Genomic DNA, 26811 nt, shown 5'->3' on the forward strand with positions numbered 1-26811 from the left:
GTTACTTCCTCTTTTCTTCCGTTTCTTCTGCGGCACGCCCGGTAATGCTTTCCAGCGGGATGCCCGATAGTATGACATGGTCAGAGTCCATGATGAGCACAGCCTGAGTGCGCCGCCCATAGCTGGCGTCGATGAGGGCGCCCTTCTCACGGGCGTCCTGCACCAGGCGCTTGATGGGCGCAGAGTCCGGGCTGACGATGCCGATGATGCGGTCGGCGTTGACCATATTGCCAAAGCCGATGTTCAGCAGCTTCATGGCGTACCTCCCCTGTTACTCGATGTTCTGGATCTGCTCGCGAATCTTTTCAATCTCGGATTTCAGCTCCACGACCAGCCGCGTGATGGAGACATCCTGGCACTTGGAGCCAATCGTGTTGGACTCACGGTTCAGTTCCTGCGTCAAAAAGTCCAGCTTGCGGCCAATCGGCTCGTCCAGCTCCAAAATTTCGCGGTACTGTGCCACATGGCTGTGCAGGCGGACGGTTTCCTCGTCGATGGCGGTCTTGTCGGCGAAGATTGCAGCCTCGGTCACAAGACGGCCCTCGTCGATGCTACGGTCGCCCAGAAGCTCCTGCAGGCGGGCATAGAGCTTGTCGCTGTACGCCTGCACGCGGCCCGCGCTGTTCTCCTCAATTTGGCCGACCAGCGTCTCAATGGTGGTCAGGCGGCCCGCAACGTCGGCCTTCATCTTCTCGCCCTCGACGGCGCGCATGGCAATGAAGGCGTCCACGGCCTGCTCGGCCACGGATTTGACATCCTCCCACAGCTCGTCCTCGTTCGTTGGAGCGGCGGTCTGAGTCAGCACGTCCGGGAAGCGGGAAAGCATCCCGACCGAGACGTCGTTTTTCAGGTCCATCCGCTCCGCCATGGCGTTAAGCGCGGCGCGGTAGCCCTCGGCCAGCTGCCAGTTGACGGTGACGACGGTGTCCGCCGCTGTAACGGTCTGGATGGAAAGGCTCAGCTCCACCTTGCCGCGGCTGACCTTGGCGGCGACGAGCTTTTTCAGCTTATCTTCCAAAAATGCGCAGGAGCGCGGCAGGCGCGAGGAATACTCAAAAAATCGTGCATTGACGCTGCGAAGTTCCACTTTGATGTCACGGCCGTGCAGCAGCGCACCCGCGCGGCCATACCCTGTCATGCTCAAAACCATAACCTTACACCTCATAAAACAACATATATTGTTTATTGTACTATTTTTGGGCGCTAGATGCAAGGCTGGCAGTCGTATTTTGCAAAATTTCACGTGGATTTTTACAATTTATCCAAAACAAAAAGCCGCCCCCGCAGCAAAGCGGAGACGGCATAGTGCCAATTAGACGGGATGAGACTTGTTCTCGTAGTCGGCGTGCAGAGCATCCACACCCTGCAGGCGGGCGTTGCGCTTCTCGAAGAACTTGGGCGCAACCTGCGGGAACATGGCGTAGGTCAAGACGTCCTCCTCCTGGATAGCGTACTTGGAGGCTTCAGCCTTCAGTTTCTCCATCTCGGGCTCGAGGGTGTCGGCAAAGCGGCAGGTGATGGGCTTCTCACCCTTCAGGATGAAGTCGCTGAACTCCTTCTTGATGGGCGCGGGGGTCTTGCCGTAATCGCCATGGACCAGGCCCTTGAACTCCTTGGTGACCATCTTGTAGCGCTCACCCATGATGACGTTAAAGACAGCCTGGGTGCCAACGATCTGGCTGGTCGGGGTGACCAGCGGCGGATAACCGGCATCCTCACGCACGCGGGGAATCTCCTCCAGAACATCCTGGAGCTTATCCTCCTTGCCGGCGTCCTTCAGCTGCTTGAGCATATTGGAGAACATACCGCCCGGCACCTGATACAGCAGGGTGTTGGCGTCAACGCCCAGGGACTTCTGGTTGATCTGGCCGTTGGCGATGTACTTTTCGCGCAGCTTGTTGAAGTAAGCGCGGACGACATTCAGCTGGTTCAGGTCAAGGCCGGTGTCGTAGTCGGTGCCCTGCAGGGCGGCGACCAGACTCTCAGTGGGCATATGAGAGGTGCCCAGAGCGAGGGGGCTCATGGCGGTATCAACGATATCTGCGCCAGCCTCGATGCCCTTCAGAATGGACATGGAAGCAAGACCTGCGGTGTAATGGCTGTGGATATCCACAGGAATCTTGATGGTCTCTTTCAGCTCCTTGACCAAGTCATAGCAGGTGTAGGGCTTCAGCAGACCGGCCATATCCTTGATGCAGATAGAGTCGGCACCCATCTCTTCCAGAGTCTTGGCATAGTTGGCGAAGTACTCGTTGTTATGTACCGGGCTCAAGGTGTAGCTGATGCAGGCCTGAACGTGAGCGCCTTCCTTGTTGGCGGCCTTGATGGCGGTCTGCAGGTTGCGCGGGTCGTTCAGAGCGTCGAAAATACGAATGACGTCAATGCCGTTGGCGACAGACTTCTGGACGAAGTACTCGACGGCGTCATCGGCGTAGGGACGGTAGCCCAGCATATTCTGGCCGCGGAACAGCATCTGCAGCTTCTGGTGGGGCAGCTCCTTGCGCAGGATGCGCAGGCGCTCCCAAGGATCCTCATCCAGGAAACGGATGCAGGAGTCAAACGTAGCGCCGCCCCAGCACTCCACAGAGAAGTACGGGATTTTGTCCATTTCGGGCAGGATGGGGCGCATTTCGCCCATGGTCATGCGGGTGGCCAGCAGAGACTGGTGGGCATCACGCAGGACGACCTCAGTAATCTTAATGGGTTTCTTAGCCAATGTGATTCACCCGGCCTTTCTATTAGTTCATGGTGATGAGCAGGTCGCCGGAGTTGACAACGTCGCCCTTGCGCACATTGACGCTGGCAATGGTGCCATCCTGCGGGGCGCTGATCTCGTTCTCCATCTTCATGGCCTCGAGGATCAGCAGGGTGTCGCCAGCCTTGACGGAGTCGCCGGCCTTGACCTTGACATCCAGGATGTTGCCGGGCATGGGAGCGGTGACAGAGACAGCACCGGCAGCGCCAGCGGGGGCGGCAGCAGGTGCCGGTGCAGCGGCGGGAGCCGGTGCGGCTGCGGGGGCAGCAACAGGAGCGGCAGCGGCAACGGGGGCACCAGTGCCTTCCTCAACGGTGACATTATAAGCAACGCCGTTTACGGTAACGATCAGGTTTTTCATAGAAAGTTCCTCCCTATTTCAAGGTTGATGATTACAGCGTGATATTGCCGTGCTTCTTAGCCAGGCGCACAGCGCGCTTGCTGGCCAGCATATCCAAGGCCTGGACAACAGTGCCGCGGGCGGTGGCAGCATCGGCAACGGCGTCAGCGGCACCGTTGGCAACAGCGGCGTCAGCGCTGCAAACGTCCTTGGCGTAAGCGGCGGCCTTGGCCTTGGTGGCGTTGACGATGTTATCGGAAGCAAAAATTTCGTCCTTGTACAGAACGGTGACGGCGGCCTCAGGGGCCAGCGGAGCCACAGTGCAGCCCTGCACGGCGACGCGCCAGTCAGCGCAGGCAGCAAAGACGGTGTAAGCAGGGCCGACAGCCTCACCGGCCAGAACGGCGACCTTGACGGTGGTAGCCTCGGCATAGACACCGGCCATACGGGCGGCCTGGCGGATACCGCCGGCCTCGTCGTCACCCTCGCTGCGGCCGAAGCCCTCGGTGTTGACGACGGTCACGACCGGGATGCTGTACGCATCACACAGGCGGACAAAGCGGGCGGCCTTGGCGGTGCACTTGTGGCACAGGGCCTTCTTCTCGGTGGCGACAATGCCGACGGCGCTGCCGTTGATGGTAGCCAGCGCGGTAACGACATTCTTGCCGTAACCGGCGTACAGTTCGACGGCGCTGCCCTCGTCAGCCAAAGCGGCGACGGCGTCAGCGGCGGTGTACTTTACGAGGTCGAGAGCCTTGGAAGGTGCGGAAAAGTCGAACAGAGCGGGGCCGGCCAGGTTGTTGGCGGGCAGCAGGGCGACGATGGACGCAGCCTGCTTGGCAGCGGCAACAGCGTCCGCGGCGGTAACGGCGGCGACACCGGCCTTGGCGGCGAACGCGGCAGAACCGGCGTTGGCGACCTTGTCCTCAGCGTTGAACGGAGCGTTCAGGAACAGCTCGGCGTCCTCAGCCATGACACAGACGTCAGCGGCGGCGGCGTTGATGGCGTTGGTGCCGGCGCAGGTGCCGGTAACAACGGCGACCTGGGGCACAACACCGGACACGCGCGCAATCTCAGCGGTCAGGCGGGCGTTGGCGTTGAGCAGGTCAAGGCCGCCCTCCAGCTTAGCGCCGGTGGAGTCATAGAACGTAACGACCGGTGCACCGGTCTCGGCGGCCATCTCCAGCACGCGGATATTCTTTTCGATATCCTGCACGCCGACGGGAGAACCGTCCTCAAACACGACGTAGGCGTTCTGGCCGTTTGCACAGCCGTAAGCTGCACTTACAGCGCCGTCAGTAAACAGCGGCGCGTAGGTGCCGTCATCAAAAAATGCTGCAAGGATCTCTACCTTGCCGGGCTTATTTGCTGCCATACAGTTTCCTCCTATGGTAAAACTGACTGTTTTTTATAAAATCTTATAAAAATATTTTACAAAAATCCGCCATTTAACATAATTATACTACGATTGCGCTATTTTCACAAGTGGAATTTTGCACGTTTTTCAGGATTTTCTGCAATTTTAGTCAGAATTTGTGCGCTTCCTGATGGGGCCGGGGCGGCGTGCCGTGCCGGAAGGGCGGCTTTCACCCTTATTAGACGATTTCATGGCCGCGTTGCGCAGGGCGTTGATCTCGCTCTTTTTCAGTTCGCGGTACTCGCCCGGCTGCAGCATACCCAGTTTGACCGGGCCTTCGGCGCTGCGGCGCAGGCGCACGACCTGCAGGCCGACTGCCGAGCACATGCGGCGGATCTGACGGTTGCGGCCCTCGTGCAGGGTGATCTCCAGTACGCTGCGGCCCGGCTCGTCCACCACAACATGGATGACGCAGGGCTTGGTCTTGACGCCGTCGTCCAGCACGACGCCGGAGGACATCTCAATGATCTGTTGCTCGGTGGCGCGGGGGTTGACCGTGACGCGGTACAGCTTGCCGACGCCGCCGGACGGATGGGTCAGCATATTGATGAACGCGCCGTCGTCTGTCATCAGCAGCAAGCCCTCACTGTCCTTGTCCAGGCGGCCGACAGGGCGCAGCATGGCGGGCACATCGGACACCAAGTCCATGACGGTCTTGCGGCCGCGATCGTCGGAGCGGGTAGTCAGGTAGCCACGGGGCTTGTGCAGCATGATATAGGTGTACTGGCGCTTACGCACGATGCGGACGGTCTTGCCGTCAATCATGACCTTGTCAAAATCAGGGTCCATCTTGTCGCCCAGCCCGACCGGGTGGCCGTTGACCTTGACTTTGCCAGCGGCAATCAAACGCTCGGCCTCGCGGCGGGAGCAGATACCCTGGTCAGCCAGTACCTTTTGAACTCTTTGTTCTGCCATGAAAAATTTACTCCTTATCAGCGGGGGCATCAGCACCCGGCTTTTCTTTCTTGATGAGCGCGGCAACTTTGTCCACCAGCTCCGGCAGGGACGCAATGACGTTATCCACGGCGGAGACTTTTTCCACCAGCTGGACGGTGCGCACATTGCCGTTGGACACGACCAGGAACGCCACCGGCGTGACCGAGACGCCCGCGCCGCTGCCGCCGCCGAACATCTGCTTGTTGGAGTTTGGCCCGACGTCGGAACCGCCGGATGCAAAACCGAAGGTGACGCGGGAGACCGGGATGATGGTGGTATCGTCCACATGGATGGGATCGCCGATGATGGTTTCGGCGTTGACCATGTTGCGAATTTTTTCGATGGTGACGCCCATCAGGCCCTGAATAGGATGCTCAGCCATAAGAAATTCCTCCTTTTATAATACGAAAATCGTTTATGAATTTTTGACGGCGGGCTGCAGCTGCGGGTTTTTCCACAGCCGCCAAAGCACCCGTAAAAGCAACCAGAGCAGCACGCCGGTACCGATGGATACACGGAAAGAGATATTGCGCTCCCCTGTCCGCTCACCGGTGAAATCCGGCTCGAGCCAGAGGCGGTCGCTCTGCAAACGGATGTACTGCTGCAAAAACGCCAGCAGATTGTTCAGCGCTGCCATCTCCGCGCCGTACAACTCGGCGGTGGTGCTGGCCTCGTCTGCGGTGACGGTCCAGAACACATCCAGATGCTGCACCCGCACGGTGCGCAGCAGGCGGCGGCCCAGCCAGCCGGTATGCCCCAGCATACATTTTGCAAAGGCCATCGGGTCATCGGAGAGCAGCTGCATAGCGGCGTCGATGTGGTCAGAAATGCCGAACGGCAGACCACCCTTGCTGTTCTGTGCGGGGGGCGTTTCCTCTGGCGCGGACGCTGGTGTGATTTTGGCCTCGGCTTGCGCAGCTGTCGCTGCGGGCCGCGGTGCGGGGGCAGGCAGTGCAGACTTATCCGGCTCGACCTTGACGGTCACGCTGGCCTTCTCGCCCTCCACAGTCTTGATGACAGTGGGCGGCGGGGATGTGTCGGGCTTTTTCGGCGACTTCTGCGTGGGCTTGGATTTAGCTTTGGACTGTGTGCCCTGCGTGCCGCCGCGCGGCCAGAGGGTGAATTTCAGCGGCCCGTAAAAGGCTTTGGCGAATGCCTCCCCCGGCCTGTACGCCGCCTGTATGCCCAGTGGCAGCAGCAGCGCGACGACCAAAAGCAGCAGGATTGTCAGCAATACCCAGCCGATCAGCCGCAGGATGAAGAAAAGAATGGCCATAGGCAATCACTTCCATTCCAACTGGCCGTCGTCGTCCTCTGCTTCCTCCGGCTCGCTGTTTTCCGGTGCTTCGCCGTGCAGCGGCGGCAGGTCGGCCAGGCTGCCCAGACCGAACACCCGCAAAAAGGTATCCGTGACCTGAAACGCCACCGGTTTGCCAGGCAGATCCAGGCGGCCTGCTTCTTCAATCAGCCCTTTGTCCAGCAGCTTTGTGACGGTGGACGAGGAATCCACGCCGCGCACCTGCTCGATAAAGCTGCGGGAGACCGGCTGATTGTAGGCGATGACAGCCAGTACTTCCAGCGCAGCGGGAGAAAGCGGCGCGTTGCGGCGGGTGTCCAAAATGCGCTTCACCATCTCGCCGTAGTACGGGCGGGTCGTCATCTGCCAGCGGTCCGGTTCAAAATACAAAAGGACCATACCGCTTTCCCGCTCGTCGTAGAGCTTCTGCAATTTCTGCAAAAGTTCGGCGGTCTCGTCTGTGTCCAGCCGCAGGGCGTCGGCCAGGCGGGCGGTCTCCACCGGCTCGGCGTGGGCAAACAGCATGGCTTCCAGCGAGCCCAACTCCTGTCGTTCTGTCATTGCGTTTTGTCCTTTCTTCTGCGGTGGGTATGGTCAAGCTGCAAAGTGCCGCTGTCATCTACCTTGACGCGGCCTGCGCGGATCAGTTCCAGCAGTGCCAGGAATGTAGCGACATTGGTGCTGCGGCTCTCCTCGTGGCTGAACAGCTCCCCCATCTTCTGCAAACTGCCCTTGAGCAGCCCGCGCAGCATATGGGAGACCCGGCTCGCCACCGAGACAAACGGCGCTGTGACCAGAGGTTCGAACTTTTCCTGCGTGGGCTTTTTCTTGCGGGTGCTGCGGCCCATTAAGTTGAACCATGCCTGCACCAGCCAGTTGGGGTCATGGCGGCGAGTGTACTCGGCTGCGCCCACCAGCGGCATCGGCTCACGCGCGACGGTATACAAATCCCGCGCACGGCTGCCCAGCTGGGCGGCGACCTCCTTGCAGGCGCTGTACTCAATCAAGCGGCCGGTCAGCTCGGCCTTCATCCGCTCGGCCTCGGGGCTGCGGGGCAGCAGCAGCGCACTTTTCATCTGTACGAGATGGGCCGCCATATCGATGAACTCGCTGGAAATCTCCATGCGGTTCTGCTGCATTTCACGGATGGCGGCGGTGTACTGCTCGATCAGCTCCATGATGTTGACATCATAGAGGTTCATTTTATTTTTGCCCACGAGATACAGCAGCAAATCAAGCGGGCCCTCAAAATCTTCAATTTTAAATGTCAGAACTTCCGGCAAAAACTCAATACCCCCACAATAGTTCCACAAAGCCTGTCAGGCGCAGCATCAAATTCCACATGGCGTTGACCAGCATCGAGAGCGGCGTGTTCAAAAGGCCCAGGAATACCAGCGCCAGCACGGCCAGCATGATATACCGCTCGTACTTCATCGCCTTGAAGTAAAGCCGCTGCGGCAAAAACAACAGCGCAATGCGGCTGCCGTCAAACGGCGGCACCGGCAGCAGGTTGAACACACCCAGGCTCAGGTTCATGGCAACCATATAATAAAGGAACATCGACAGCGCGGGCACAGCCTGCCCCGCGCCGCTGTACCAGCAGAGCTTGTACAGGATCATCGATACCCACGCCAGTAAAAAGTTGCTGGTAGGCCCGGCTGCGGCGGACAGCGCCATGCCGACTTTCGGGTTCTTATAGTTGTAAGGGTTGATGGAAACAGGCTTGGCCCAGCCGACACCGCCCACCAGCATGCACAATGCGCCCAGCGGGTCAAAGTGGCGCATCGGGTTCAGTGAGAGCCGACCCGCCCGCACGGCGGTGTCGTCGCCCAGCAGGTGGCTGGCCAGCGCATGGGCGGACTCGTGGAATGGTATGGCAATCAGCACAACGATGGCGCGCAGCAGATACTGCAAAATCACTGCGGAAGACAACAAACCGTTCAAAAGCACACACCACCCCATTAAAACTTAGTCTATTATATCGTAGAAACGGCAGCAAAACAAGCCCCGCAGAGCGGCAAAACACAATATTTGGGGGCAAAATTGAGCAAAAACGCAAAATTATGAAAAAAATTCAAAAAAAATCTTCGAAAACACTTGCATTTTCTGCCATCATACGCTATACTGTTAAAGCTATTGAAAAGGAGGTGCAAGCATTATGGCCAAATGTTCTTGCTGTGGCAAGGGTGTCACGTTCGGTATCAAGGTTTCTCACTCTCATCGTCGGAGCAACCGTACCTGGAACCCCAATGTCAAGCGCGTGAAGGCGATCGTGGACGGTTCCCCGAAGTATATCTACGCCTGCACCCGCTGCCTGCGCTCTGGTAAAGTTACCCGCGCGGTCTGATTGGAAGGAAAAAATGCCGGTCACATCCGTGTGACCGGCTTTTTCTCTTTTGGTTTGCTTTTTTAAGGAGGTTCGCCCATGCTCCCCCATGACCCCGTAATGCTATTGAGCTATGTCAACACCCAGTTGCGCGACAGGGACGCTTCTCTGGATGCGCTCTGCGACCGCGAGGATGCCGACAAGCAGGCGTTGTGTGCGGCTCTGGCCGAAATCGGCTATGAGTACAACGCCGAACAGAACCGATTTGTGTGATACCCCCCAAATAGAGAGAGGAAGTTGAAGAACCCGATGAATTTTATCTTTGTCAGCCCGCATTTCCCCAAGACCTACTGGAATTTCTGCGACCGCCTGCACCGCAATGGTGTCAATGTGCTGGGCATCGGTGACGCGCCGTTCGACGAGATTCCGTGGGAACTGAAAAACTGCCTGACGGAGTATTACCGCGTGAACAACCTCGGTAACTATGACGAGATGCTCCGTGCTGTCGCCTACTTCACCTTCCACTACGGCAAAATCGATTGGATCGAGTCCAACAACGAATATTGGCTGGAAATGGATGCCCAGCTGCGCACGGATTTCAACATCACGACCGGCGCACAGAACGACTTCATCGAGCGCATCAAGTACAAGAGCAAGATGAAGGAAAGCTACATTGCCGCCGGTGTGCCGGTGGCCCGCCACCATATGGTCAGCACCCTGCATGAAGCCCGCACCTTTATTAAGGAAGTCGGCTACCCGGTCATCGTCAAGCCGGACAACGGCTGCGGTGCCGAGGCCACCTACAAGCTGCATAACTTTACCGAACTGAAAAAGTTCTATGCAGAGCCGCATAATGTGCAGTATATTATGGAGGAATATATCAACGGCACCATCGTCAGCTTTGACGGCGTGGCCGACAGCCATTGCGTGCCGCTGTTCTACACCTCCAATGTGTTCCCCACCCCGATGCTGGATATCGTCAGTGAGAACGGTGATTTGAGCTACTGGACGCAGAAAACTGTGCCCGCCGCGCTGAAGGATGTGGGCTTCCGCACCATCAAGGCGTTCGGCGCAAAGAGCCGGTTCTTCCACTGCGAGTTTTTCCAGCTCAACGAGGACAAGCCCGGCCTTGGCAAAAAGGGCGATTACGTTGCGCTGGAAGTCAATATGCGCCCGGCCGGCGGCTACACGCCCGATATGATCAATTATGCGAACTCGGTGGATTGCTACCAGATTTGGGCCGACATGGTCTGCTATGATGAGGTGCGCAACGCTGAGCTGGACGGCCCCAAGTATTTCTGCGTCTATGCAGGCCGCCGCGACTGCCACGAGTACAAGCGCACCCACGCACAGATCATGGCCAAGTACGGCAGTCGCATGAAGATGGCAGAGCGCATCCCCCAGGCCCTGCGCCTGGACATGGGCGACCAGATGTACACCGCCGTCGTGCGCTCCACCGCCGAGCGCGACGCGTTCATCCGCTACGTGCAGGAGAAAGCGTAAAAAAGCTTTCTCACGAGGGAGAAGGTGACCCAAAGGGCTGGATGAGGAGAGGCGTGCCCATGATTACGCATAAATGGGCTGCTGCTGCAAGCGCGCCCCACATCAGTCACCTTCGGTGACAAGCTTCCCCCAAGGGGAGACCTTTATACAGAAAGAGCCTGACCATCCCCGGTCAGGCTCTCTTTGTATACCCTTACTTCAATTTCACGCTCTTATGGTATACGCCCAGCGCAATCACGGCGGTGATGACCTCCGTCACCCAGAAGGCGTTCCAGATGCCGTTTGCACCCAGCACGCGGCAGAACGCCCAGGCCAGCGGCATGATGACTACCACATAGCGGCACAGCGAAATAACAAGCGACTGTACGCCCATGCCTAGGCCCTCCAGCGCACCGGAGACAACGACCGAGATCGTCGAGACGATGAAGCCCGCACAGATAATGCGCAATGCGACTGTGCCGATGGCGATGGTCTCCGCGCTGGAACTGAACAGCCCAATCAGTTGCCCGGACAGCGCCAGGCACAGTACCGTGCCCGCCGCCATAATGGCCGCGCACATCCCCATGGCCGTGCGGTAGAGCTTCTTGACACGGTCATACTCCCCTGCGCCGTAGTTGTAGCCAATGATGGGACGCAGGCCCTGCACAATGCCGTTGGCGGGCAGATACAGGAAAGTCTGCAATTTGTAGTAGATGCCCAGCACCACAACATAGCTCTGGGAGAATGCCGCCAGCAGTCCATTCAGGAAGGAGATAAGCACCGAAGGCAGCGCTAAATTCAGGATAGCAGGCACGCCGATGGCGTACAGCTGCAGGTCCAGCTTGGCGTCGGCCCGCAGGCAGGCGCGGCGCAGCTTGACCGGGATGGGCCGCACGTTATAAACGATGAGGTAGAACACGACCGGTACCAGCTGGCCGATGCCGGTAGCCAGCGCCGCGCCTGCAATGCCCATTTCCGGGAAGGGACCGATGCCGAAAATCAGCAACGGGTCAAGGATGATGTTGCAGACGGAGCCGCCCATCAGGCCGATCATTGTGACGTTCATCCGGCCAACGGCCTGAAAAATCTTCTCAAACGACATGGCCGCCATGATGACAACGGCAAACATAAAGGCGATGCTGGAATAGGTCAGACCCATGGCGATGACCGATTCATCGCTGGTGAAGGACCGCAGAAAGCGCGGCATGATGGCCGTGCAGACGATGGAGATAATGACGCCGTGAATCAGCGAAAGCACCATGCCGTGGGTGGCGGCAGTGTCAGCCTTTTCCTTATTGCCTGCGCCCATGTGCAGCGAGATCAGCGCACTGATGCCGACGCTGAAACCAATCGCGATTGCATTGATGAGGTTTTGCACCGGGTACACCAGCGAGAGCGCGGTCATGGCTTCCTCACTGATGCGGGCAACGAAGAGGCTGTCCACAATGTTGTACAGCGCGTTGACCAGCATAGAAATGACCATGGGCAGCGCCATCGAAGTCAGCAGCGGGAAAATCGGTTTTTCTTTCATAAAAGTATCGTTCATGGGTTTCTCCTTTTCGGCACGCAAAAACGCCACACAACAGCCCGGAGGGCCATTGTGTGGCGAAAAGTAGTATCAAAACTGTAAAAATCCACACCTTATTTTAGGTGCCTTTATTATACAAACTACCGCCGAATTTGTCAAGATGCTTGCGCCGGGTGCGCAAAAACGGTACAATAAAAGCAAAATAGTTTTGTAAGGAGAATCTCTGATGAAAAAAGTGTTGGTTTCCGGTGCAGGCGGCTTTGTGGGGGCACGCATTATGGCGCAGCTGGCAGGCCGGTATGAACTGTGCGCTTTCCCGAAAGGGATGCTGGCCGCCGCCGATGAAACGGCGGTGGCCGAGCTTGTGTGGCACGAACAGCCCGACGTAATTTTGCACACAGCGGCAATCTCGGACACTGGATACAGCCAAAAACACCCGGAGGAATCCTATCGCGCCAATGTGCAGCTGCCGCTCTGGGTGGCCAGGGCCGCGCAGACAGTGGGGGCAAAGCTTGTGTGTTTCAGCTCGGACCAGGTATACACGGGGCTGACGGACATTGGGCCGTTTGCCGAGGATACGCCGCTCTCCCCTGCCAACGTCTATGGCCGCCACAAGCTGGAAGCCGAACAGCGCGTGCTGGATGCCCGGCCCGATGCTGTGCTGCTGCGTGCTACCTGGATGTACGATCTGCCCGGGTATGGCTTGCCGATCCGCGGAAATTTTCTGCTGAATCTGTACAGTGCGGCTCTGCACGGCGGCACACTGCGGTTCTCCTGCCGTGACTACCGCGGCATTACCTACGTGCGCGAGGCTGTGGAGCAGCTGACCCAGGCAATGGAACTGCCCGGCGGCGTGTACAACTTTGGCAGTGAGAACGACTGCAACATGTACACGACCGCGTTGCGGGTCTGTGAGACGCTGGGCATCCACCCAGAGATTGAAAAACAGGAGTGGCCGCGCAGCCTGCTGATGGACGGCAGCAAGTTCCGCAACGCCGCAGGTGTGGGATTTGCAGACACACAGGCCGGTATAAAGCACTGCTTGCGGGAGTATGGGCTGGAATAAGTGCGGCGGAAATCAGCGGCGCACCATACGGTAAAAGTCGCCGTCCCCGGCGGTCGTTGCCTGATGAACGATGCCGCCGTCAATGGCGAAGCCTGCACGCTGGTAGCAGCGGATGGCAAGTTCGTTCTTTCAAAATATCGCTTTCTCAAAGACGTAATAAAAAACCGCCAAATCCGAAAGGATTTGGCGGTTATACTGAGTAGACAACCCAACGTTTGGTCCGAGTGGCGAGAGTCGAACTCACGGCCTCTTGAACCCCATTCAAGCGCGCTACCAAACTGCGCTACACCCGGTCGAACCGGGCTGTCTCAAATCAGCTTATATATTATAACCGACTGCGAAGAAAATGTCAATACCCTGCACCATAAAAAGTTGCGGAATTTGACATTTTTAATTTTCATGGATTATGCTGCAACCGTAGCGGCTGTCCCCAAAGTCCCGCTTGTTGACCAACTTGACCCCAAGTTTACCACAAAACAAAAACCGCCAGACCCATAAGGATTTGGCGGTATACTGAACAGACAGCCCAACGTTTGGTCCGAGTGGCGAGAGTCGAACTCACGGCCTCTTGAACCCCATTCAAGCGCGCTACCAAACTGCGCTACACCCGGTCGAACCGGGCTGTCTCAAATCAGCTTATTCATTATAGCGGAGTAAATCACAAATGTCAAGCAATTTTGAAAAATAAATGGGAAATTTTGTCCGAATTTCAGTCCAACTCCAAGCGCATCAAAATAAGCTCCTGCCATGCGCCGCTGCGGGTGCGGAAACCGCGCGGATTGCGGCCATACTCGGTGAAACCTACGTGCTCATACAGCATTCGTGCGGCGGTATTCTCGGCCACGACGTCCAGTTCCAGTTGGGTATACCCTGCCGTTTTGGCGCACTCGATACAGGCCTCCGTCAGGGCGCGGCCGATGCCCCTGCCCCAATAGGCCCGGTCGATACTGATGCCGAACTCGGCGCGGTGGCGCAGCTTCTCCTGACTGCCTATGGGGGTTATGCCGGCGGTGCCGACGATTTCGCCGCCGATAACAGCGCAGATTTCAATACTGTTGGAGCTGGCAGCGGATTGGGCGAGAAAATCCCGCTCATTTTCTACGGTCATCGGGCTTTCCCCCGGATAGGTCAGCAGAAACTCGGTCTGTGTGTGGGTCAGATTGAAAATGCGCAGTACCGGCTCGGCGTCGTCTGCCCCAGCATTGCGCAGCACACAGGGCGTGCCGTCGCGCAGGGTCAAGTTCTTTTGATATTGCATGGTACCCTCCTTAGCGGACTAATGTGTGTACTTATAAACAAAAACGTCGTAGATTTCAACGAATCTACGACGTTTTTTCATGGTGGAGCTGACGGGAGTCGAACCCGTGTCCGAAAAGAAATCGGTTAGAGTATCTCCGGGCGCAGTGTGCTTATTGAATTTCCCTTGGTGCGGGCGAACACACACGCACTACACCGCGGTAGCTTCATAAATTCATGCCGGACCGCAAAGCTTAAGCCCGTTCACGTTCAGTACCTAATCGACGCCCTGACCCCGCGCGGTACTAACGCGGGCAGAACGGTAGAGCCTAATTAGGCAGCTACGGCAACAGGATAATTGTTGTCAGTTAATTTAAGTTGGCGCTTTTATCGTGGGTCACCGCCACGGCCCGCTGCTCACGCCTCTCTCTCCCCGTCGAAACCATTACAGCCCCGCATATTCGGCAGGTGTGAGCCTGCCGGGAAAGATAAGGGAAAACAACTTATCGCTGCGTTTTCAGTGCGCGGTCAATGTCGCGCTTGGCATCGCGTGCCGCAGCAGTTGCACGCTTGTCATAGAGCTTTTTGCCTTTACAAAGACCTAATTCCAGCTTGACGCGCCCTTTCTTGAAATAGAGCGAAAGAGGAACAAGCGTATACCCTTGCAGCTTGATCTGCTGGCCCAGGCGGCGAATCTCCGCTTTGTGCGCCAGCAGCCGCCGCGGGCGGCGCGGGTCTTTGTTGAAGATGTTGCCCTGCTCATAGGGGCTGATGTGGATACCTTTTGCTATCAACTCGCCGTCATCGATATCCGCCCAGGAATCCTTGAGGTTTACCCCACCGGCGCGCAGGCTTTTGACCTCGGTGCCGACCAGCTCAATGCCGGTTTCCAGCGCTTCGACCACAAAGTATTCGTGGCGCACCTCACGGTTGACGGCAATCATTTTCTTTCCGCTTTTGTCCTCGGCCATGGGCACACCTCCTTCGCGGTGATAGGATATTTATTGTAACGCGGCTGCGGCGAAAAGTCAAGGGCTTTTCGTCACATCTCGCCGCGACCGGCCATAGCGCGGTACAGCGTCGTCTCATCGGCATATTCCAAACTGGAACCCACCGGCAGACCATAGGCCAGGCGGGTCGTCTTGATGCCCAGCGGCTTGATGAGTTTGGCGATATACATAGCGGTTGCCTCGCCCTCCACCGTGGGACTGGTGGCCATGATGACCTCCTTGACGGTGTCGTTCAGGCGGGCCAGCAGTTCCTTGACGCAGAGTTGGTCTGCACCGATACCGTCCATCGGTGAGATCAGGCCGTGCAGCACATGGTACAGGCCGCTATATTCGTGGGTGCGTTCGATGGATTTGATATCCCGCGGGCTTTCCACAACGCAGATGACGCTGCGGTCCCGCTTTTGGGAGGCGCAAATTTTACAGACCTCACCGGCAGTATAGTCCTGGCAAATGCGGCAGCGGTGCAGGTCTTTCTTTGCGTGCTCAATGGCTTTGGCAAGCTCCATTGCCTGCTCTGGCGGCATGGACATGACCTGGTAAGCCATGCGCACGGCGCTTTTTCGGCCAACGCCGGGAAAACGGGCAAACTGATCCACCAGGTTTTCCAGCGGCTCAACATTTTGCGGCATAGTGTGCCTCTCAGCCCAGACCGGGGATGTTCAGCCCGCCGGTCATCTTGGACATTTCTTCCTCGGAGTCCTTATCCACGGCAGCAGTGGCGCTGTTGACGGCGGCGGCGATCAGATCCTCAAGCATTTCGATATCGTCGGGGTCAACGGCCTCAGGCTTGATCTTGACAGCGGTAATTTCGTGCTTGCCATTCATGGTGACAGTGACCATCTCACCGCTGGCAGTGCCGGTGTATTCCTTGGCTTCCAGTTCTTCCTGCTTAGCGCGGATGCTGTCCTGCATCTTCTGCACCTGGCGCATCATGGCGTTGGGGTCGGGACGGCCGTAGCCTTTGGGCATTCTTGCTTTCATGGGTGATATCCTCCAAAAATAATTATTTATCAACGATTTTCAAATCGACGCCCAATTCCTGCATATTGTGCAGGGTCTCGTCAATGCTGACAGCCGGGGCATCGCTGGCGGCTTCCTTCGGCTCCTCATAGGGGCCGATGCTGTATTTGATCCGCGAGACGCGGTAGATGGCTTCTTTCAGCCGCTTGCTGACTTCACGATTGTTGCGGATGTAATCGCGGAAGGCGTCGCTACATTCAAACAAAACGCGTTTGTCGTCGCAGTAGGCCCTGGTGCCGCGCAAAAACGAGATGAGCATGGCGTCATTTTCTTCCAGATCCGACAGGACGGCGGGCCAGAAACCGAACGGTTCCAGCGGGCCGGCCTGCCGGGGCGGTTCCGATTTGCGGGGGGCTGCGGCAGGGGCCGGGCGTGTCGGCGGGGATGCAGGCTGCGGTGTGGGTTTTAACTCGGGCTGCAAGAACGGCGGCTCGTCGTCGATGGGCGGCGGTACGTCATCTGTCTCCCCCGCTGCGGGGGCTGCCATGGGCGGCTGTGCCTGCGAAACCATCGGCGGCACAACGGCAGGTGCAGCCTGTACCGGCGGCGGGGCCGCAGTGAACGCCCTGGGGGCAGACGCGAATGCCTGCGGTGCGGCGGGTACAGGGGCTGCCTGCTGGATGACGACCTGTGCGGCGGCTTCAGCCTGGGTCAGCGAGAACACGGCCAGTTCCAACTCAATACGCTGGTCGGTGCCGCGGCTCATCTTTTCCAGTGCCGAGCCAAAGGCGTTGATGGCGCGGATAGCTTCGGTCTGCGGGAAGTCTTTGCGCTGGGTGTAGGCGGATTCTTCCTCCGGCGAGATACCGGTCAGAAGCGACGTGCCGCCCGGTAGCGCACAGAGCATCAGGTTTCGGTAATGCCCGGCCAGTTCCATGCAGAGGCGGCGCATATCGACGCTCTGCTGGCGCAGTTCGGCGATTTTTTCCAGCGCGGTGACGGAATCATGGGCGTTGATGGCGTCGCTGATCTCGAACAGGTATCCCCTATCCGTGACGCCTGCCATGCGGCGCACAAGGGCTTCGTCAACTTTGTTGTCGACACCGGCACAGGTGTCCAGGATGGAGAGTGCGTCACGCATCGCGCCGTCAGCCAGGCGGCCAATCAGCTGCGCAGCGTTCTCGTCGAGGTCGATTTTCTCTTCCCCGGCGACATACAGCAGACGCTTTGCGATATCATCTGCCGTGATGCGGGTGAAATCGTACCGTTGGCAGCGACTTAAAATCGTGACCGGAACCTTCTGCACCTCGGTGGTAGCAAGGATGAAGATGACATGCTCGGGCGGTTCCTCCATCGTTTTCAGCAGCGCGTTGAACGCGGCTGTCGAAAGCATATGCACCTCGTCGATGATGTACACTTTATATTTGCAGACAGACGGCAGGTAGGCAACTTCGTCGCGCAGGTCGCGGATATCGTCAACGCCGTTGTTGGAGGCAGCGTCCATCTCGATGATATCCATGATGGAGCCGGAGTCAATACCCTTGCAGATTTCACATTTGCCGCAGGGGTCGGGGCTGGTGGTGTCCAGGCAGTTGACCGCCTTGGCAAAAATTTTGGCGCAGGTGGTCTTGCCTGTGCCGCGCGTGCCGGTGAACAGGTAGGCATGGCCGATACGCCCGGCTGCAATCTGGTTCTGCAAGGCCGTGACGATGGCCGTCTGGCCTACGACGTCGGCAAAGCGCTGGGGACGCCATTTGCGATATAAAGCGCGGTACATCGACACATCCCTCCTAAGATATAAAAACAGCGGGCAGAGCACGCGGCTGCGCTGCTTTGCGTACAGATGCAGGCTTGACCGCGGCACTAGGCAAGCGCCGCTTAATGCTGCTCGGTTCCCCGCCTGACATGGTTCACAGGCTGCCCACGCGCGGGACCTGCATCTGTACGCGAAACAGCGCAATTCAGCCCTGTCCGCTTTTAGTATTATACAATAAGTTCAGGATAAATGCAAGCGTTTTGCATTAATCTTCCTGCAGACGCTCCACCATCTGGTAAAGGGCTTCGGCGCTGTTGAAGTTCTGGGGCATGATCTCTGACGCCGGGATGGAGATATCGTACTCCTCGTTCAGGGCAGAAATGATTTGCAGAATGTCAAAAGAATCAAGGATGCCGTCGTCGATTAGGGTGGTGCAGGTGGAAAAGTCCACGCCCTCTTTGATCTCGCTCAAAATTTCCAGTAAACGTTCCATGATGAATTTCTCCTTTTTTATCTATAAGTTCGGCGTGTTGAGGGGGGACGTCGGCGTGATGCCGCGCACAAGGCGGGGCGTACCGTCCTGCCACAAAACGACCCGCGGCAGGTCGCGGCTGAGAAACAGCCCCAACCCCTCGGTGACGGAGTAAGCCCCGGTATTCTCAAAGACAAGCAGGTCGCCGGGGGCAAGGCCGTCCAACGGCATACTGCGTACCAGTACATCGTTGGTGGTACACAGGCTGCCGCAGAGGGTCCAATCCAGTGTCTCCCCTGCCTGGGCGGCAAAGTGGCGCAGGTGCGGGCGCTTCATGCCCATGATTTGGCCCAGGTAGTTCAGGTGGTTCATGCCGCCGTCCACAATGCAGTAGTGCTGGCCGTCGTGGTCCTTACAGTCCATGGCAGTAGTCAGGTAATAGCCGCATTCGGCGGTGTAAAAGCGGCCCATCTCCACGGTCAGGTGCGCCCAGCGGGCGGCCTCCTGCAAGGCAGGGGCCAGCGTTTTGGCCGGGGCGAGGGTGTCGGTGAAATCGTCGCCGTTAAAATAAGGCACCGACAGGCCAGGGCCGTATTCCAGCTCTGAAAGGCGCAGGCCAAAGGTCTGCTCGATCTCGTCATAAAGCTCGCGCAGCATCGCCAGTTCCTTTTGCTGATTCGCCAGCTTTTTGCGCTGGGTGCCCACAAAATAGTGGATGCCGATGAACTCTAAATCGGGCGTTTCGGCGCGATGCGCCAGCGCGTGGAACAAATCCGTTTTGGACATACCGAACTGACTGCCCGCATTCAGCCGCAACAGCACCGGCAGGTGCTTGCCCGCCGCGAGGGCGGCCTCTTGCAGATAGCGCACCTGCAAAAGGGATTCCGCCGTGTAGCTGCCGGCACCGTCTGCCACGGCGCGGACGATATCCACCGGCGTTTTGTTCACGCCAGAGTAGATGACGCGGGCGTCGGCGGCATGAAGCTGCTCGCAGATGGAAAGCTCGCCGGGGCTGCACACTTCCAGCCGCGCGGTGGCGGAGGACATAGCGTGCAGCAAAAACGGATTGGCCTTGATGGAATAGCACAGCGCAATGTCTGGGCCGAAAATCTCCTCGATGGCCCGCACGCGGGCTTGCAGGGCGTCGGCATCAAAGACGAAGGTCGGCGTGCCGTAGGCAGCAGCAATGCTTTGTAAAGCGGCGTCAGTCATTTGCGTGCTCCTTTTTTCGTCAGGGCGGCCAGCGCCGTTCGGTCAATCTTGCCGTTTTTGTTCGTGGGAAGTTCGTCCAGCTGCTGAACCGTGTTGGGCTGCATAAAGGGCGGCAGGTTGGCTTTCAGCGCGGTCAGCAGGGCGGCTTTCTCGCAGCTGCCGGTGTAGAACAGGTGCAGCCGCTGTTTTTCGGCGTCAAAGATGCAGCAGGCACGGCTCACATCGTCACACCGCATGGCGGCGGCTTCGATCTCGCCCAGCTCGACGCGGTGGCCCATATGCTTGATTTGGAAATCCTTGCGGCCGATGTAGAATAAATTGCCGTTTTCATCATACCGCGCCAGATCGCCGGTGCGGTAAATGCGCTCGTACCAGTTGGGATTCAGCGGATTCTGGGTAAAGGCTTGGGCTGTGCGCACCGGGTCAGCGTAATAGCCCAGCGCCAGTGCCGTGCCGGAGACACAAAGCTCCCCTGCCTGGCCTGGTTCGGTCACAAGGGCGTCGCTTTCGTCCAGCAGAAAGACCTTCTCGTTCGGGAAGGCGCGGCCAATGGGAAGCACCTCGTCAGGGGCAAAGTCCCGGTCAGGCAGGATGGCGTAGGTACAGTTGCAGGTGATTTCCGTAGGGCCGTAGAGGTTGACGAACCGGGCGGCGGGCAGCGCTTTCTTCCACTTCATCAGGTGCTTGATGGGCATGACCTCACCGCTGAAAAGAACCTGGCGCACGGCGGAAGGCACGCGGTAGCCGAAGCCGTTCATGATGGAGACAAAGCACATGGCACTGACAGCCCAGACCAGCGTGGTGACAGCGTGGTCGGCCAGGTAGTCCATCAGCTTGGTAGGCTGGCTGAAATAGGCCCGGGGGATGATCTGCACCTTGGCCCCGGTGTAAAGGGCGGTGTACAGATCCTTGACCGAGACGTCAAAATCAAAGGGGGCCTGGTTGCCGAGGATATCGTCCCCGTTGATGCCAAAAATACCGGCAAACTGCGGGATGAAATCCAGCACCGAGCGGTGGCTGACCGTGACGCCCTTGGGCACGCCGGTACTGCCGCTGGTAAAGTTGATGTATAAGGGGTCAACGTCCACAGCCTGGACACGGCGGGCAGCCAGCAGTGCGGCGTCCTCATCGGCGGTCAGCAGACTTTCCAGCGAAAGAATGGGGCCGGAATAGCTAAGCTTTGCTGCAGCGTCGGCGTGTTCGGCGTCGGTGATGAGCAATGCCGGGGCAAGTGTATCCAACACCTGCCGGGTGCGGGCGGCGGGCTGGCGGGGGTCCAGCACCGAGTAGCAGCACCCCGCATAGACCGTGCCCAGCATAGCGGCAAAGGCCGGGGCAGATTTTTCGAGATAGAACGCTGCCGGGCAGCGGGGCGCGGTGCGGGCTGCCAGGGCACTGCCGCTGCGGCGGGCCAATTCTGCCAGCTGCGCCCAGGTGTAGTCCTGCTGCACATCCCCCACGGCGGGGGCATCGGGGCAGCGGGCGGCGGTGGCTTCAAGCCAATCCAGAATATTGGTTTGCATAAAAAACTCTTTTCTCAGAAATTTGCGTAAAGGAAACCAGTGGTGTCAGTCACGCAGATAAAGCTGATCAGCGTCAGGAAGATGACGAGATAGTACAGCGCCCAGCGCACGACCAGCGGCAGGCGCTGCACATCCGCGTAGGGGTCACGGCCGTTTTCCTTCAAAACGCTATGTACAAAGACCAGTACGGTGCTGATGATTACGATGCCCCACGCAGGCCCCGAAACAGCGGAAAATGCGCCGGGGGCGTTTGCCGCCAGCGAGTCAAAGCGGAAATCCGTAAAGGTCTTTTGCAGGCAGAGCAGCCCGCGCATAAAACCGTTGCGGTCAAAGTACCAGCCGATGTTGACGATGACAAAGGTGCGCAGAATGCGAAACAGATGCCAGGCACGGCTCTCAGTGGGGATATGCAGCGCAGCGTTGAGCTTTTTGAATGCGGGTTCCAGCAAGTCAGACAGAGCAATGACCACGCCGTTATAGAGACCCCAGACGAGGTAGTGAATCTCCGGGCCGTGCCAGATGCCGACGACGGCGAACACCAACAGGTTCGCCACAGCAGCGGGCAGTACGCGGCCCAAATGTTTGCCGCCGTGCTTGGCTGCCCATTTGCCGAAACGCTGCATCGGCTTGGTAAGGGCGAAGGGGTAAAAGAGGTAGTCGCGCATCCATGCGCCGAGAGAGATATGCCAACGCCGCCAGAAATCCCCCAGTGAGGTGGAGAAATACGGCTGGCGGAAGTTGGGCATCATCTGGATGTCATACAGCTGCGCGACGCCCAGCACCATATCGATACCGCCGGAAAAATCAGCGTACTGCTGCAAAGAATACAGCAAAATTGCCAGCAGCGCCATCGCGCCGGTAAGGCCGCTGGCATCCTCAACGTCCAAAATTGCGGCAATCGTCGGGGACGTCAGGTTGGAAATTGCGTATTTCTTCATTGCGCCGAAGGCGAACAGGAACAGCGCACGTTTGGTGTGCTCCCAATCCCAGGTATGACGGGCCATGAACTGGGGTTCCAGCTCGCCGTAGCGGTTGATCGGCCCCTGCACGAGCTGCGGGAAAAAGCTGATGAACAAGAGAAAACGCGCAAAGTTTTTCTCAGCCGGGTGGCGGCCGCGGTAGCAGTCGATGAGGTAGCCCACAGCCTGAAATGTATAAAAGCTGATGCCAAGCGGCATGACCAGCCCCAGCGCCGACGGCGTGCTGGCGGCCCAAGCCCCGGAAAGCAGCGCCGCAAAGTGGGACCAATATTTAAAGTAGCCCAGCACCAGAAAGTTCACAACCAGGATACCGGCCAGCACGCCCTTTTTGCGGCGGGTGGTCTGGGCCTTGATGGCCTTCTTTTCTTCTTTTGGCAAGCCGGGCTGTTTGCGGCGGGCGGCGGCATCGGTGTCCAGCTTGGCAAGGCAAAGCCCACCGCCCCAGACCGTCAGGGCCGTAAAAAGCAAAAACGCAAAGTCCTGCCAGCCGCTGGCTGCAAAAAACACCAGACTCAACCCCAGCAGGCAGAGCCATTGGCGGGTGCGCAGCACGGTATAATACAGCAAAAGGCCGACCGTAACCAGCAGAGCAAAGCTTAGGGAATAGAGTTCCACACTACACCATCCGTATATTTAAAAATCAAGATAACATTCGTAATAACGCTCAAAATCTGCATCAGACCCGACTACCCGCGCATTGACGCGGAACTGATAGCTACCGTGTACTGTTGTGGGGTATTCGACCCAGGTACGGGTGTCGTAATCGGAAATTTTTGCGTATTCCGTCTCACCGGGGGCTTTGACCCAGAACTCATACTCAGCCTCGACTGAGGGTCCGTGGTAGGAACCCGCCAGCAGCAGAATTTTGTCCGTTTGAATCTCCGGCGTCAGGTACACATTTGTGATATAGTTGACGGCGGCCAGGTATTCTTCCGGCGTCTCAAACAGGGCATCCACGTCAGCTCCCTCGTCCAGCAGGGCCAGGAACTTTGCCATGCACTGGCTGAAAGCGTTGCCGCCGGTGGTGTTCATGTGGGTGAAATCCTTGTAGTAATCCGGTTCAACGTTCGCGAACAGTTCCTGTTTGGCAAAGTTGAAGTCATAGTAAGATGCGCCGTAAAGCCCTGCCAGCTTTTTGAAAAAGGCGTAATCGTCAAAATAAGTATCGTAGCTGATGACGTCCAGCGTCGTTTTTGGGGCGCTGATGACGAGCAGCGGTACGCCTTTCTCTTGGCAGAGCTGCATCATCGAGACAAGCTCGTCAATGTGCTGCTGGGTGAATGGGTGGTTCGTCTGGTTCCAGGTATTCACATTGCCGACCGTGTCAAAATCGATGACGGTATCCCCTTCCGGCTGGCCGTGCGCCGCGCCGCGCGCAGCAATGCGGGCAGTCAGGGCGTTCCACTTCTGCCGGATGGTGGCGGGCCAATCGGTGGGCCAGTTGCCGCCCTGCCAGGGGAACAGCGCGTTCAGCGAATCCGCGTCGGTAAAGCGGTCGGCGCTGGTCATGTAACGCAGCAGTTCGGCGGGGCGGTCCTGCCAGCGGGAAGTCTGCAACTCGGCAGAGAGAAAAGCCTTTTGCGCCTTGGGGTACGGCTCCCCCGTCATATTGTACAGGTCCATGACCAGGATGACATACTGCGGTGTATGTTCCCGCAGCACGGATTCCAGTGCAATTTTGGACATATCCCAGCTTTGGGAGTTGGTTGCCATCAGCGCCACGGATTTGCCGGTGGCGGCGGCCAGTTTTTCCTCCGGCAAAGCGCAGGAGGCCAGCGACGAGCCAATGACGGCGATATCGACGCAATCTTTGCTGTGATAGTTGCGCCACATGGCAAGACTGGAACCGTTATCCGGCGGCATAAAGCCGCACAAAAGCAGATTGATAAGCAAAAAGCCGACGAGAAAAGCGGCGATTTTGATGATACGTTTCTTCAAGCAGATGCTCCTAAAAATCAGACAAATCAGCCAATTTACCCAGAATGTGCGTATTGCTTATTATAGCGCATAACCCCTGTAACTACAATGGCTTTTCCTAAGAATCAGCAATTTTTACAACTGAAAACAAAAACTGCCGCGTTTTAGCAAAAAACGCGGCAGGGGGTTATCCAAGAAGCTGTTTGGCAAGGTCAGCGCTTGCCTTGGCGTCCTTGCAGTAGTAATCAGCACCGATATCGCGGGCGTAGTCAGGCGTCAGCACGGCACCGCCCACCATGACTTTGCAGTCGAGATTCGCGGCGTGCAGGGCTTCAATCGTGGCCTGCATGTTGGGCACGGTGGTCGTCATCAGGGCGGACAGGCCCACGAGTTTGGCCCCGGTCTGGCGCACAGCCTCGACCACGCGCTCGGGGTCAACGTCGCGGCCCAGGTCGAGCACGTCATAGCCGTAATTTTCCAGAATAACGCGGACGATGTTCTTGCCGATATCATGTACATCGCCCTTGACCGTGGCAATGACGATCTTGCCTTTGCTGCCCTGGGCCTGACCAGAGGCTGCAATCTTGGCTTTAATGGCTTCAAAAGCGGCCTGGGCAGCGGTGGCAGCCTGCAAAAGCTGCGGCAGGAACACGGTCCCCTTCTCAAAACCGTCGCCCACGGCGTCCAGCGCGGGAATCAGCGAAGTATTGACCACATCCAGCGGCTCCCGCATGGTCAGGGCGGCATCGGCGGCGGCGCGGGCCTCGGCTTTCAGGCCGCGGCGCACAGCCTCAAACAGGGCGTCCCCGCCCGGCGCGGCGGCGCTGACTTCGGCCACCGTGGCAGCGGATTTGCTCGTTTGGGTCGTCTGAATCTGCACATCGGCGTAGGCGGCCACGTAGTCGGTGCTCTGAGGATCCTGGCAGGTCAGCACGCGGTAGGCGCGCACGGCGGCCATCATTTCCGGCGTATTGGGGTTCATGATCGCCAGATCCAGCCCGGCAGACATCGCCATCGTCAAAAATGTGGTGTTCAGGTAGCCGCGGCACGGCAGGCCAAAGCTGATGTTGGATACGCCCAGCACGGTGCGCACGCCCAGCTCTTTTTTGCAGCGGGCCAGCGCTTGCAGCGTTTGGGTTGCGCCTTCCTGCTGAGCGCTGGCGGTCAGGCAGAGACAGTCAATGTAGATATCCTCGTCCGGGATGCCTGCGGCGTGGGCGGCGTCCACAATGCGGCGGGCAATGGCGACGCGGCCCTCCACTGTCGGTGGGATGCCGCCCTTATCCAGCGCCAGGCCGACGACGGCTGCACCGTACTTTTTGCAGAGCGGCAAAATCTTTTCCAGCGTCTCAGTCTCGCCGTTGACCGAGTTGACGATGGGTTTGCCGTTATAAATGCGCAATGCACGGGAAAGAGCCTCGGGGTTCGAGGAATCCAGCTGCAGCGGCAGATCGGTGACGGCCTGCAAATCCTTGACGAGTTGTTCCAGCGTGGCGGCTTCGTCGATGCCGGGCAAACCGGCGTTGACGTCCAGCACCTGGGCACCGGCCTCGGCCTGGGCCACAGCCTGGGTGCAGGGGTAAGCACTGTCGCCGTCGCGTAAGGCCTGCTGCAAGCGCTTTTTGCCGGTAGGGTTGATGCGCTCGCCCACGACGGTAATGCCGTTTACTTCCACAAAGCGAACCGGTGTACACAGGCAGCTGCGGCGGATTGGAATTTTACCAGCCGGGGCCAGCGGACTGAACGTCTCGTGCAGTTTGGCGATAAAGGCAGGTGTGGTGCCGCAGCAGCCGCCCACCATCGAAACACCGATGGCGGCGTATTCTTTCATTTCGGCGGCAAAGCCGTCCGGATCCAAGTTGTAGCTGCCGTCCGGGTTGGGCAGACCCGCATTGGGTTTGACAAAGACCGGCACACCGGTGGGCACGCTGCGGCAAAGCCGCTGAGCAAAGGGCAAAATTTCCTTGGGGCCAAGCGAGCAGTTGATGCCCACGGCGTCCGCGCCGAGGCCTGCCGCCGTGACGGCGTAGCTTTCCACTGTGCAGCCGGTGAAGGTACGGCCCCGGCTCTCGAAGCTCATCGAGGTAAAGATCGGCAGGGTGCAGTTTTCTTTGGCGGCCAGGATGGCGGCTTTCAGCTCGTACAGGTCGGTCATCGTCTCCAAAAAGACGAGGTCGGCACCGGCTGCCGTGCCCGCACGGATGACCTGGGCGAACTCGGCATAGGCATCCTCAAAGCTCAAGGTGCCTGCGGGAACCAGCAGCTCACCCAGGGGGCCGATGTCCAGCGCCACCAGTGCGCCGGTAGTATCGGCGGCCTTGCGGGCGCAGGCGATGGATGCCGTGACGACATCCTCCACCGTATGGCCGCAGCCTGCCAGTTTTTTTGCATTGGCACCAAAGGTGTTTGCCAGCAGGATATCAGCCCCGGCGTTGGCATAGTCGGTGTGGATGGCCGTCAGTACGTCAGGCATTTCCAGCGCGGCCAGCTCGGGTTTCTGCCCGGGCTGCAAACCGCGTGTCTGCAGCTGGGTACCCATGCCGCCGTCCAGAAAAACAAACCGCTTGCGGTCAAAAACTTCGCGAATCTGCATAAGAT

Annotated in this window: 27 protein-coding genes, 2 tRNA genes and 2 other RNA genes; 4 read left to right on the forward strand and 27 right to left on the reverse strand. The window is 58.3% G+C overall.

All coding sequences use genetic code 11. The features are described 5' to 3' along the window. Nucleotide 1 precedes the first annotated feature (1 nt). The 11 genes from GPK89_RS06080 to GPK89_RS06130 all read right to left on the reverse strand — a co-directional run bounded on the left by GPK89_RS06080 (nt 2) and on the right by GPK89_RS06130 (nt 8689). A complete protein-coding gene (locus GPK89_RS06080; protein ID WP_215692020.1) occupies nt 2-256 on the reverse strand; it encodes a DUF370 domain-containing protein in 255 nt (84 codons plus the stop codon). Between the two features lie 15 nt (nt 257-271). Further along, nucleotides 272-1150 carry a YicC/YloC family endoribonuclease gene (locus GPK89_RS06085; RefSeq protein ID WP_215692021.1) on the reverse strand — a complete coding sequence of 293 codons (879 nt, stop codon included), beginning with the start codon at nt 1148-1150 and terminating at the stop codon, nt 272-274. A gap of 162 nt (nt 1151-1312) precedes the next feature. Continuing rightward, nucleotides 1313-2716, reverse strand: coding sequence for an oxaloacetate decarboxylase subunit alpha (locus GPK89_RS06090; protein WP_215692022.1), 1404 nt, complete (start codon nt 2714-2716; stop codon nt 1313-1315). Nucleotides 2717-2738: 22 nt separating this feature from the next. Beyond that, complete coding sequence (locus GPK89_RS06095; protein WP_078783769.1) at nt 2739-3116, reverse strand: biotin/lipoyl-containing protein; 378 nt, start codon at nt 3114-3116, stop codon at nt 2739-2741. 31 nt (nt 3117-3147) lie between these two features. After that, nucleotides 3148-4470 carry a carboxyl transferase domain-containing protein gene (locus GPK89_RS06100; RefSeq protein ID WP_215692023.1) on the reverse strand — a complete coding sequence of 441 codons (1323 nt, stop codon included), beginning with the start codon at nt 4468-4470 and terminating at the stop codon, nt 3148-3150. Nucleotides 4471-4617: 147 nt separating this feature from the next. Continuing rightward, the gene (locus GPK89_RS06105; protein ID WP_252261501.1) at nt 4618-5427 is read right to left on the reverse strand and encodes a pseudouridine synthase; all 810 of its coding nucleotides are present in this window, start codon (nt 5425-5427) and stop codon (nt 4618-4620) included. Between the two features lie 7 nt (nt 5428-5434). Continuing rightward, entirely contained in the window at nt 5435-5830 is a 396-nt protein-coding gene (ytfJ, locus tag GPK89_RS06110) for a GerW family sporulation protein (protein WP_215692024.1), read from the reverse strand. Nucleotides 5831-5863: 33 nt separating this feature from the next. Beyond that, the gene (locus tag GPK89_RS06115; protein ID WP_215692025.1) at nt 5864-6724 is read right to left on the reverse strand and encodes a hypothetical protein; all 861 of its coding nucleotides are present in this window, start codon (nt 6722-6724) and stop codon (nt 5864-5866) included. A 6-nt stretch (nt 6725-6730) separates the two neighbouring features. Beyond that, nucleotides 6731-7306 carry an SMC-Scp complex subunit ScpB gene (scpB, locus tag GPK89_RS06120; RefSeq protein ID WP_215692026.1) on the reverse strand — a complete coding sequence of 192 codons (576 nt, stop codon included), beginning with the start codon at nt 7304-7306 and terminating at the stop codon, nt 6731-6733. Continuing rightward, the gene (locus GPK89_RS06125) at nt 7303-8028 is read right to left on the reverse strand and encodes a segregation and condensation protein A (protein WP_215692027.1); all 726 of its coding nucleotides are present in this window, start codon (nt 8026-8028) and stop codon (nt 7303-7305) included. Before GPK89_RS06125 ends, scpB begins: the two co-directional genes overlap by 4 nt. Nucleotides 8029-8032: 4 nt before the next feature. After that, nucleotides 8033-8689, reverse strand: coding sequence for a site-2 protease family protein (locus GPK89_RS06130; protein WP_252261503.1), 657 nt, complete (start codon nt 8687-8689; stop codon nt 8033-8035). A 214-nt stretch (nt 8690-8903) separates the two neighbouring features. Here GPK89_RS06130 and rpmB point away from each other — a divergent pair, with 214 nt between their 5' ends. From rpmB to GPK89_RS06145, 3 genes are all read left to right on the forward strand, one after another. Beyond that, nucleotides 8904-9092 (forward strand): 50S ribosomal protein L28, encoded by a 189-nt coding sequence (gene rpmB, locus GPK89_RS06135; protein WP_040917667.1) that lies wholly within the window; start codon nt 8904-8906, stop codon nt 9090-9092. Nucleotides 9093-9170: 78 nt separating this feature from the next. Beyond that, a complete protein-coding gene (locus GPK89_RS06140; protein WP_215692029.1) occupies nt 9171-9344 on the forward strand; it encodes a DUF4250 domain-containing protein in 174 nt (57 codons plus the stop codon). Between the two features lie 36 nt (nt 9345-9380). Next, complete coding sequence (locus GPK89_RS06145; protein WP_215692030.1) at nt 9381-10574, forward strand: ATP-grasp domain-containing protein; 1194 nt, start codon at nt 9381-9383, stop codon at nt 10572-10574. A 193-nt stretch (nt 10575-10767) separates the two neighbouring features. Here the strand turns inward: GPK89_RS06145 and GPK89_RS06150 are convergent, their stop codons facing one another. Beyond that, nucleotides 10768-12099, reverse strand: coding sequence for an MATE family efflux transporter (locus GPK89_RS06150; protein ID WP_215692031.1), 1332 nt, complete (start codon nt 12097-12099; stop codon nt 10768-10770). A gap of 208 nt (nt 12100-12307) precedes the next feature. Here GPK89_RS06150 and GPK89_RS06155 point away from each other — a divergent pair, with 208 nt between their 5' ends. Continuing rightward, nucleotides 12308-13147 carry an SDR family oxidoreductase gene (locus GPK89_RS06155; RefSeq protein ID WP_215692032.1) on the forward strand — a complete coding sequence of 280 codons (840 nt, stop codon included), beginning with the start codon at nt 12308-12310 and terminating at the stop codon, nt 13145-13147. 216 nt (nt 13148-13363) lie between these two features. On the opposite strand, the gene GPK89_RS06160 is transcribed toward GPK89_RS06155, so the two are convergent. The 15 genes from GPK89_RS06160 to GPK89_RS06230 form a co-directional block, all read right to left on the reverse strand. After that, a tRNA-Pro gene (locus tag GPK89_RS06160) sits at nt 13364-13440 on the reverse strand. Nucleotides 13441-13681: 241 nt separating this feature from the next. Then, a tRNA-Pro gene (locus GPK89_RS06165) sits at nt 13682-13758 on the reverse strand. Between the two features lie 98 nt (nt 13759-13856). Continuing rightward, a complete protein-coding gene (locus GPK89_RS06170; RefSeq protein WP_215692033.1) occupies nt 13857-14405 on the reverse strand; it encodes a GNAT family N-acetyltransferase in 549 nt (182 codons plus the stop codon). An 80-nt stretch (nt 14406-14485) separates the two neighbouring features. Next, nucleotides 14486-14838, reverse strand: a transfer-messenger RNA (tmRNA) gene (gene ssrA / locus GPK89_RS06175). A 48-nt stretch (nt 14839-14886) separates the two neighbouring features. Further along, on the reverse strand, nt 14887-15354 hold the full coding sequence (smpB, locus tag GPK89_RS06180) for an SsrA-binding protein SmpB (protein ID WP_215692034.1): 468 nt from the start codon (nt 15352-15354) through the stop codon (nt 14887-14889). Between the two features lie 71 nt (nt 15355-15425). Then, nucleotides 15426-16022, reverse strand: a complete 597-nt coding sequence (gene recR, locus GPK89_RS06185; RefSeq protein WP_215692035.1) for a recombination mediator RecR — start codon at nt 16020-16022, stop codon at nt 15426-15428. A gap of 10 nt (nt 16023-16032) precedes the next feature. Then, nucleotides 16033-16374, reverse strand: a complete 342-nt coding sequence (locus GPK89_RS06190) for a YbaB/EbfC family nucleoid-associated protein (protein WP_215692036.1) — start codon at nt 16372-16374, stop codon at nt 16033-16035. Nucleotides 16375-16396: 22 nt separating this feature from the next. Then, a complete protein-coding gene (gene dnaX / locus GPK89_RS06195; RefSeq protein ID WP_215692037.1) occupies nt 16397-18130 on the reverse strand; it encodes a DNA polymerase III subunit gamma/tau in 1734 nt (577 codons plus the stop codon). Between the two features lie 63 nt (nt 18131-18193). Beyond that, nucleotides 18194-18293, reverse strand: an RNA gene (gene ffs / locus GPK89_RS06200) — signal recognition particle sRNA small type. Nucleotides 18294-18374: 81 nt separating this feature from the next. Beyond that, nucleotides 18375-18602, reverse strand: a complete 228-nt coding sequence (locus GPK89_RS06205) for an acyl carrier protein (protein ID WP_215692038.1) — start codon at nt 18600-18602, stop codon at nt 18375-18377. 21 nt (nt 18603-18623) lie between these two features. Next, the gene (locus tag GPK89_RS06210; protein ID WP_215692039.1) at nt 18624-19793 is read right to left on the reverse strand and encodes a diaminopimelate decarboxylase family protein; all 1170 of its coding nucleotides are present in this window, start codon (nt 19791-19793) and stop codon (nt 18624-18626) included. Further along, nucleotides 19790-21316: an amino acid adenylation domain-containing protein gene (locus tag GPK89_RS06215; RefSeq protein ID WP_215692040.1), complete on the reverse strand. Its 1527-nt coding sequence runs from the start codon at nt 21314-21316 to the stop codon at nt 19790-19792. Before GPK89_RS06215 ends, GPK89_RS06210 begins: the two co-directional genes overlap by 4 nt. 14 nt (nt 21317-21330) lie before the next feature. After that, on the reverse strand, nt 21331-22911 hold the full coding sequence (locus GPK89_RS06220) for an MBOAT family O-acyltransferase (RefSeq protein ID WP_215692041.1): 1581 nt from the start codon (nt 22909-22911) through the stop codon (nt 21331-21333). Between the two features lie 18 nt (nt 22912-22929). Further along, the gene (locus GPK89_RS06225; RefSeq protein WP_215692042.1) at nt 22930-24234 is read right to left on the reverse strand and encodes a hypothetical protein; all 1305 of its coding nucleotides are present in this window, start codon (nt 24232-24234) and stop codon (nt 22930-22932) included. Between the two features lie 166 nt (nt 24235-24400). Beyond that, nucleotides 24401-26806 (reverse strand): homocysteine S-methyltransferase family protein, encoded by a 2406-nt coding sequence (locus GPK89_RS06230; RefSeq protein ID WP_215692043.1) that lies wholly within the window; start codon nt 26804-26806, stop codon nt 24401-24403. Nucleotides 26807-26811: the final 5 nt, after the last annotated feature.

The sequence above is a fragment of the Gemmiger formicilis genome, assembly GCF_018784445.1.
Classification (GTDB): domain Bacteria; phylum Bacillota; class Clostridia; order Oscillospirales; family Ruminococcaceae; genus Gemmiger.

Coding starts and splice junctions, on each gene's coding strand:
- GPK89_RS06080 (WP_215692020.1), bottom strand. CDS start 256: ATGAAGCTGCTGAACATCGGCTTTGGCAATATGGTCAACGCCGACCGC.
- GPK89_RS06085 (WP_215692021.1), bottom strand. CDS start 1,150: ATGGTTTTGAGCATGACAGGGTATGGCCGCGCGGGTGCGCTGCTGCAC.
- GPK89_RS06095 (WP_078783769.1), bottom strand. CDS start 3,116: ATGAAAAACCTGATCGTTACCGTAAACGGCGTTGCTTATAATGTCACC.
- GPK89_RS06100 (WP_215692023.1), bottom strand. CDS start 4,470: ATGGCAGCAAATAAGCCCGGCAAGGTAGAGATCCTTGCAGCATTTTTT.
- GPK89_RS06105 (WP_252261501.1), bottom strand. CDS start 5,427: ATGGCAGAACAAAGAGTTCAAAAGGTACTGGCTGACCAGGGTATCTGC.
- ytfJ (WP_215692024.1), bottom strand. CDS start 5,830: ATGGCTGAGCATCCTATTCAGGGCCTGATGGGCGTCACCATCGAAAAA.
- GPK89_RS06115 (WP_215692025.1), bottom strand. CDS start 6,724: ATGGCCATTCTTTTCTTCATCCTGCGGCTGATCGGCTGGGTATTGCTG.
- scpB (WP_215692026.1), bottom strand. CDS start 7,306: ATGACAGAACGACAGGAGTTGGGCTCGCTGGAAGCCATGCTGTTTGCC.
- rpmB (WP_040917667.1), top strand. CDS start 8,904: ATGGCCAAATGTTCTTGCTGTGGCAAGGGTGTCACGTTCGGTATCAAG.
- GPK89_RS06140 (WP_215692029.1), top strand. CDS start 9,171: ATGCTCCCCCATGACCCCGTAATGCTATTGAGCTATGTCAACACCCAG.
- GPK89_RS06145 (WP_215692030.1), top strand. CDS start 9,381: ATGAATTTTATCTTTGTCAGCCCGCATTTCCCCAAGACCTACTGGAAT.
- GPK89_RS06150 (WP_215692031.1), bottom strand. CDS start 12,099: ATGAACGATACTTTTATGAAAGAAAAACCGATTTTCCCGCTGCTGACT.
- GPK89_RS06155 (WP_215692032.1), top strand. CDS start 12,308: ATGAAAAAAGTGTTGGTTTCCGGTGCAGGCGGCTTTGTGGGGGCACGC.
- GPK89_RS06170 (WP_215692033.1), bottom strand. CDS start 14,405: ATGCAATATCAAAAGAACTTGACCCTGCGCGACGGCACGCCCTGTGTG.
- smpB (WP_215692034.1), bottom strand. CDS start 15,354: ATGGCCGAGGACAAAAGCGGAAAGAAAATGATTGCCGTCAACCGTGAG.
- recR (WP_215692035.1), bottom strand. CDS start 16,022: ATGCCGCAAAATGTTGAGCCGCTGGAAAACCTGGTGGATCAGTTTGCC.
- GPK89_RS06190 (WP_215692036.1), bottom strand. CDS start 16,374: ATGAAAGCAAGAATGCCCAAAGGCTACGGCCGTCCCGACCCCAACGCC.
- dnaX (WP_215692037.1), bottom strand. CDS start 18,130: ATGTACCGCGCTTTATATCGCAAATGGCGTCCCCAGCGCTTTGCCGAC.
- GPK89_RS06205 (WP_215692038.1), bottom strand. CDS start 18,602: ATGGAACGTTTACTGGAAATTTTGAGCGAGATCAAAGAGGGCGTGGAC.
- GPK89_RS06210 (WP_215692039.1), bottom strand. CDS start 19,793: ATGACTGACGCCGCTTTACAAAGCATTGCTGCTGCCTACGGCACGCCG.
- GPK89_RS06215 (WP_215692040.1), bottom strand. CDS start 21,316: ATGCAAACCAATATTCTGGATTGGCTTGAAGCCACCGCCGCCCGCTGC.
- GPK89_RS06230 (WP_215692043.1), bottom strand. CDS start 26,806: ATGCAGATTCGCGAAGTTTTTGACCGCAAGCGGTTTGTTTTTCTGGAC.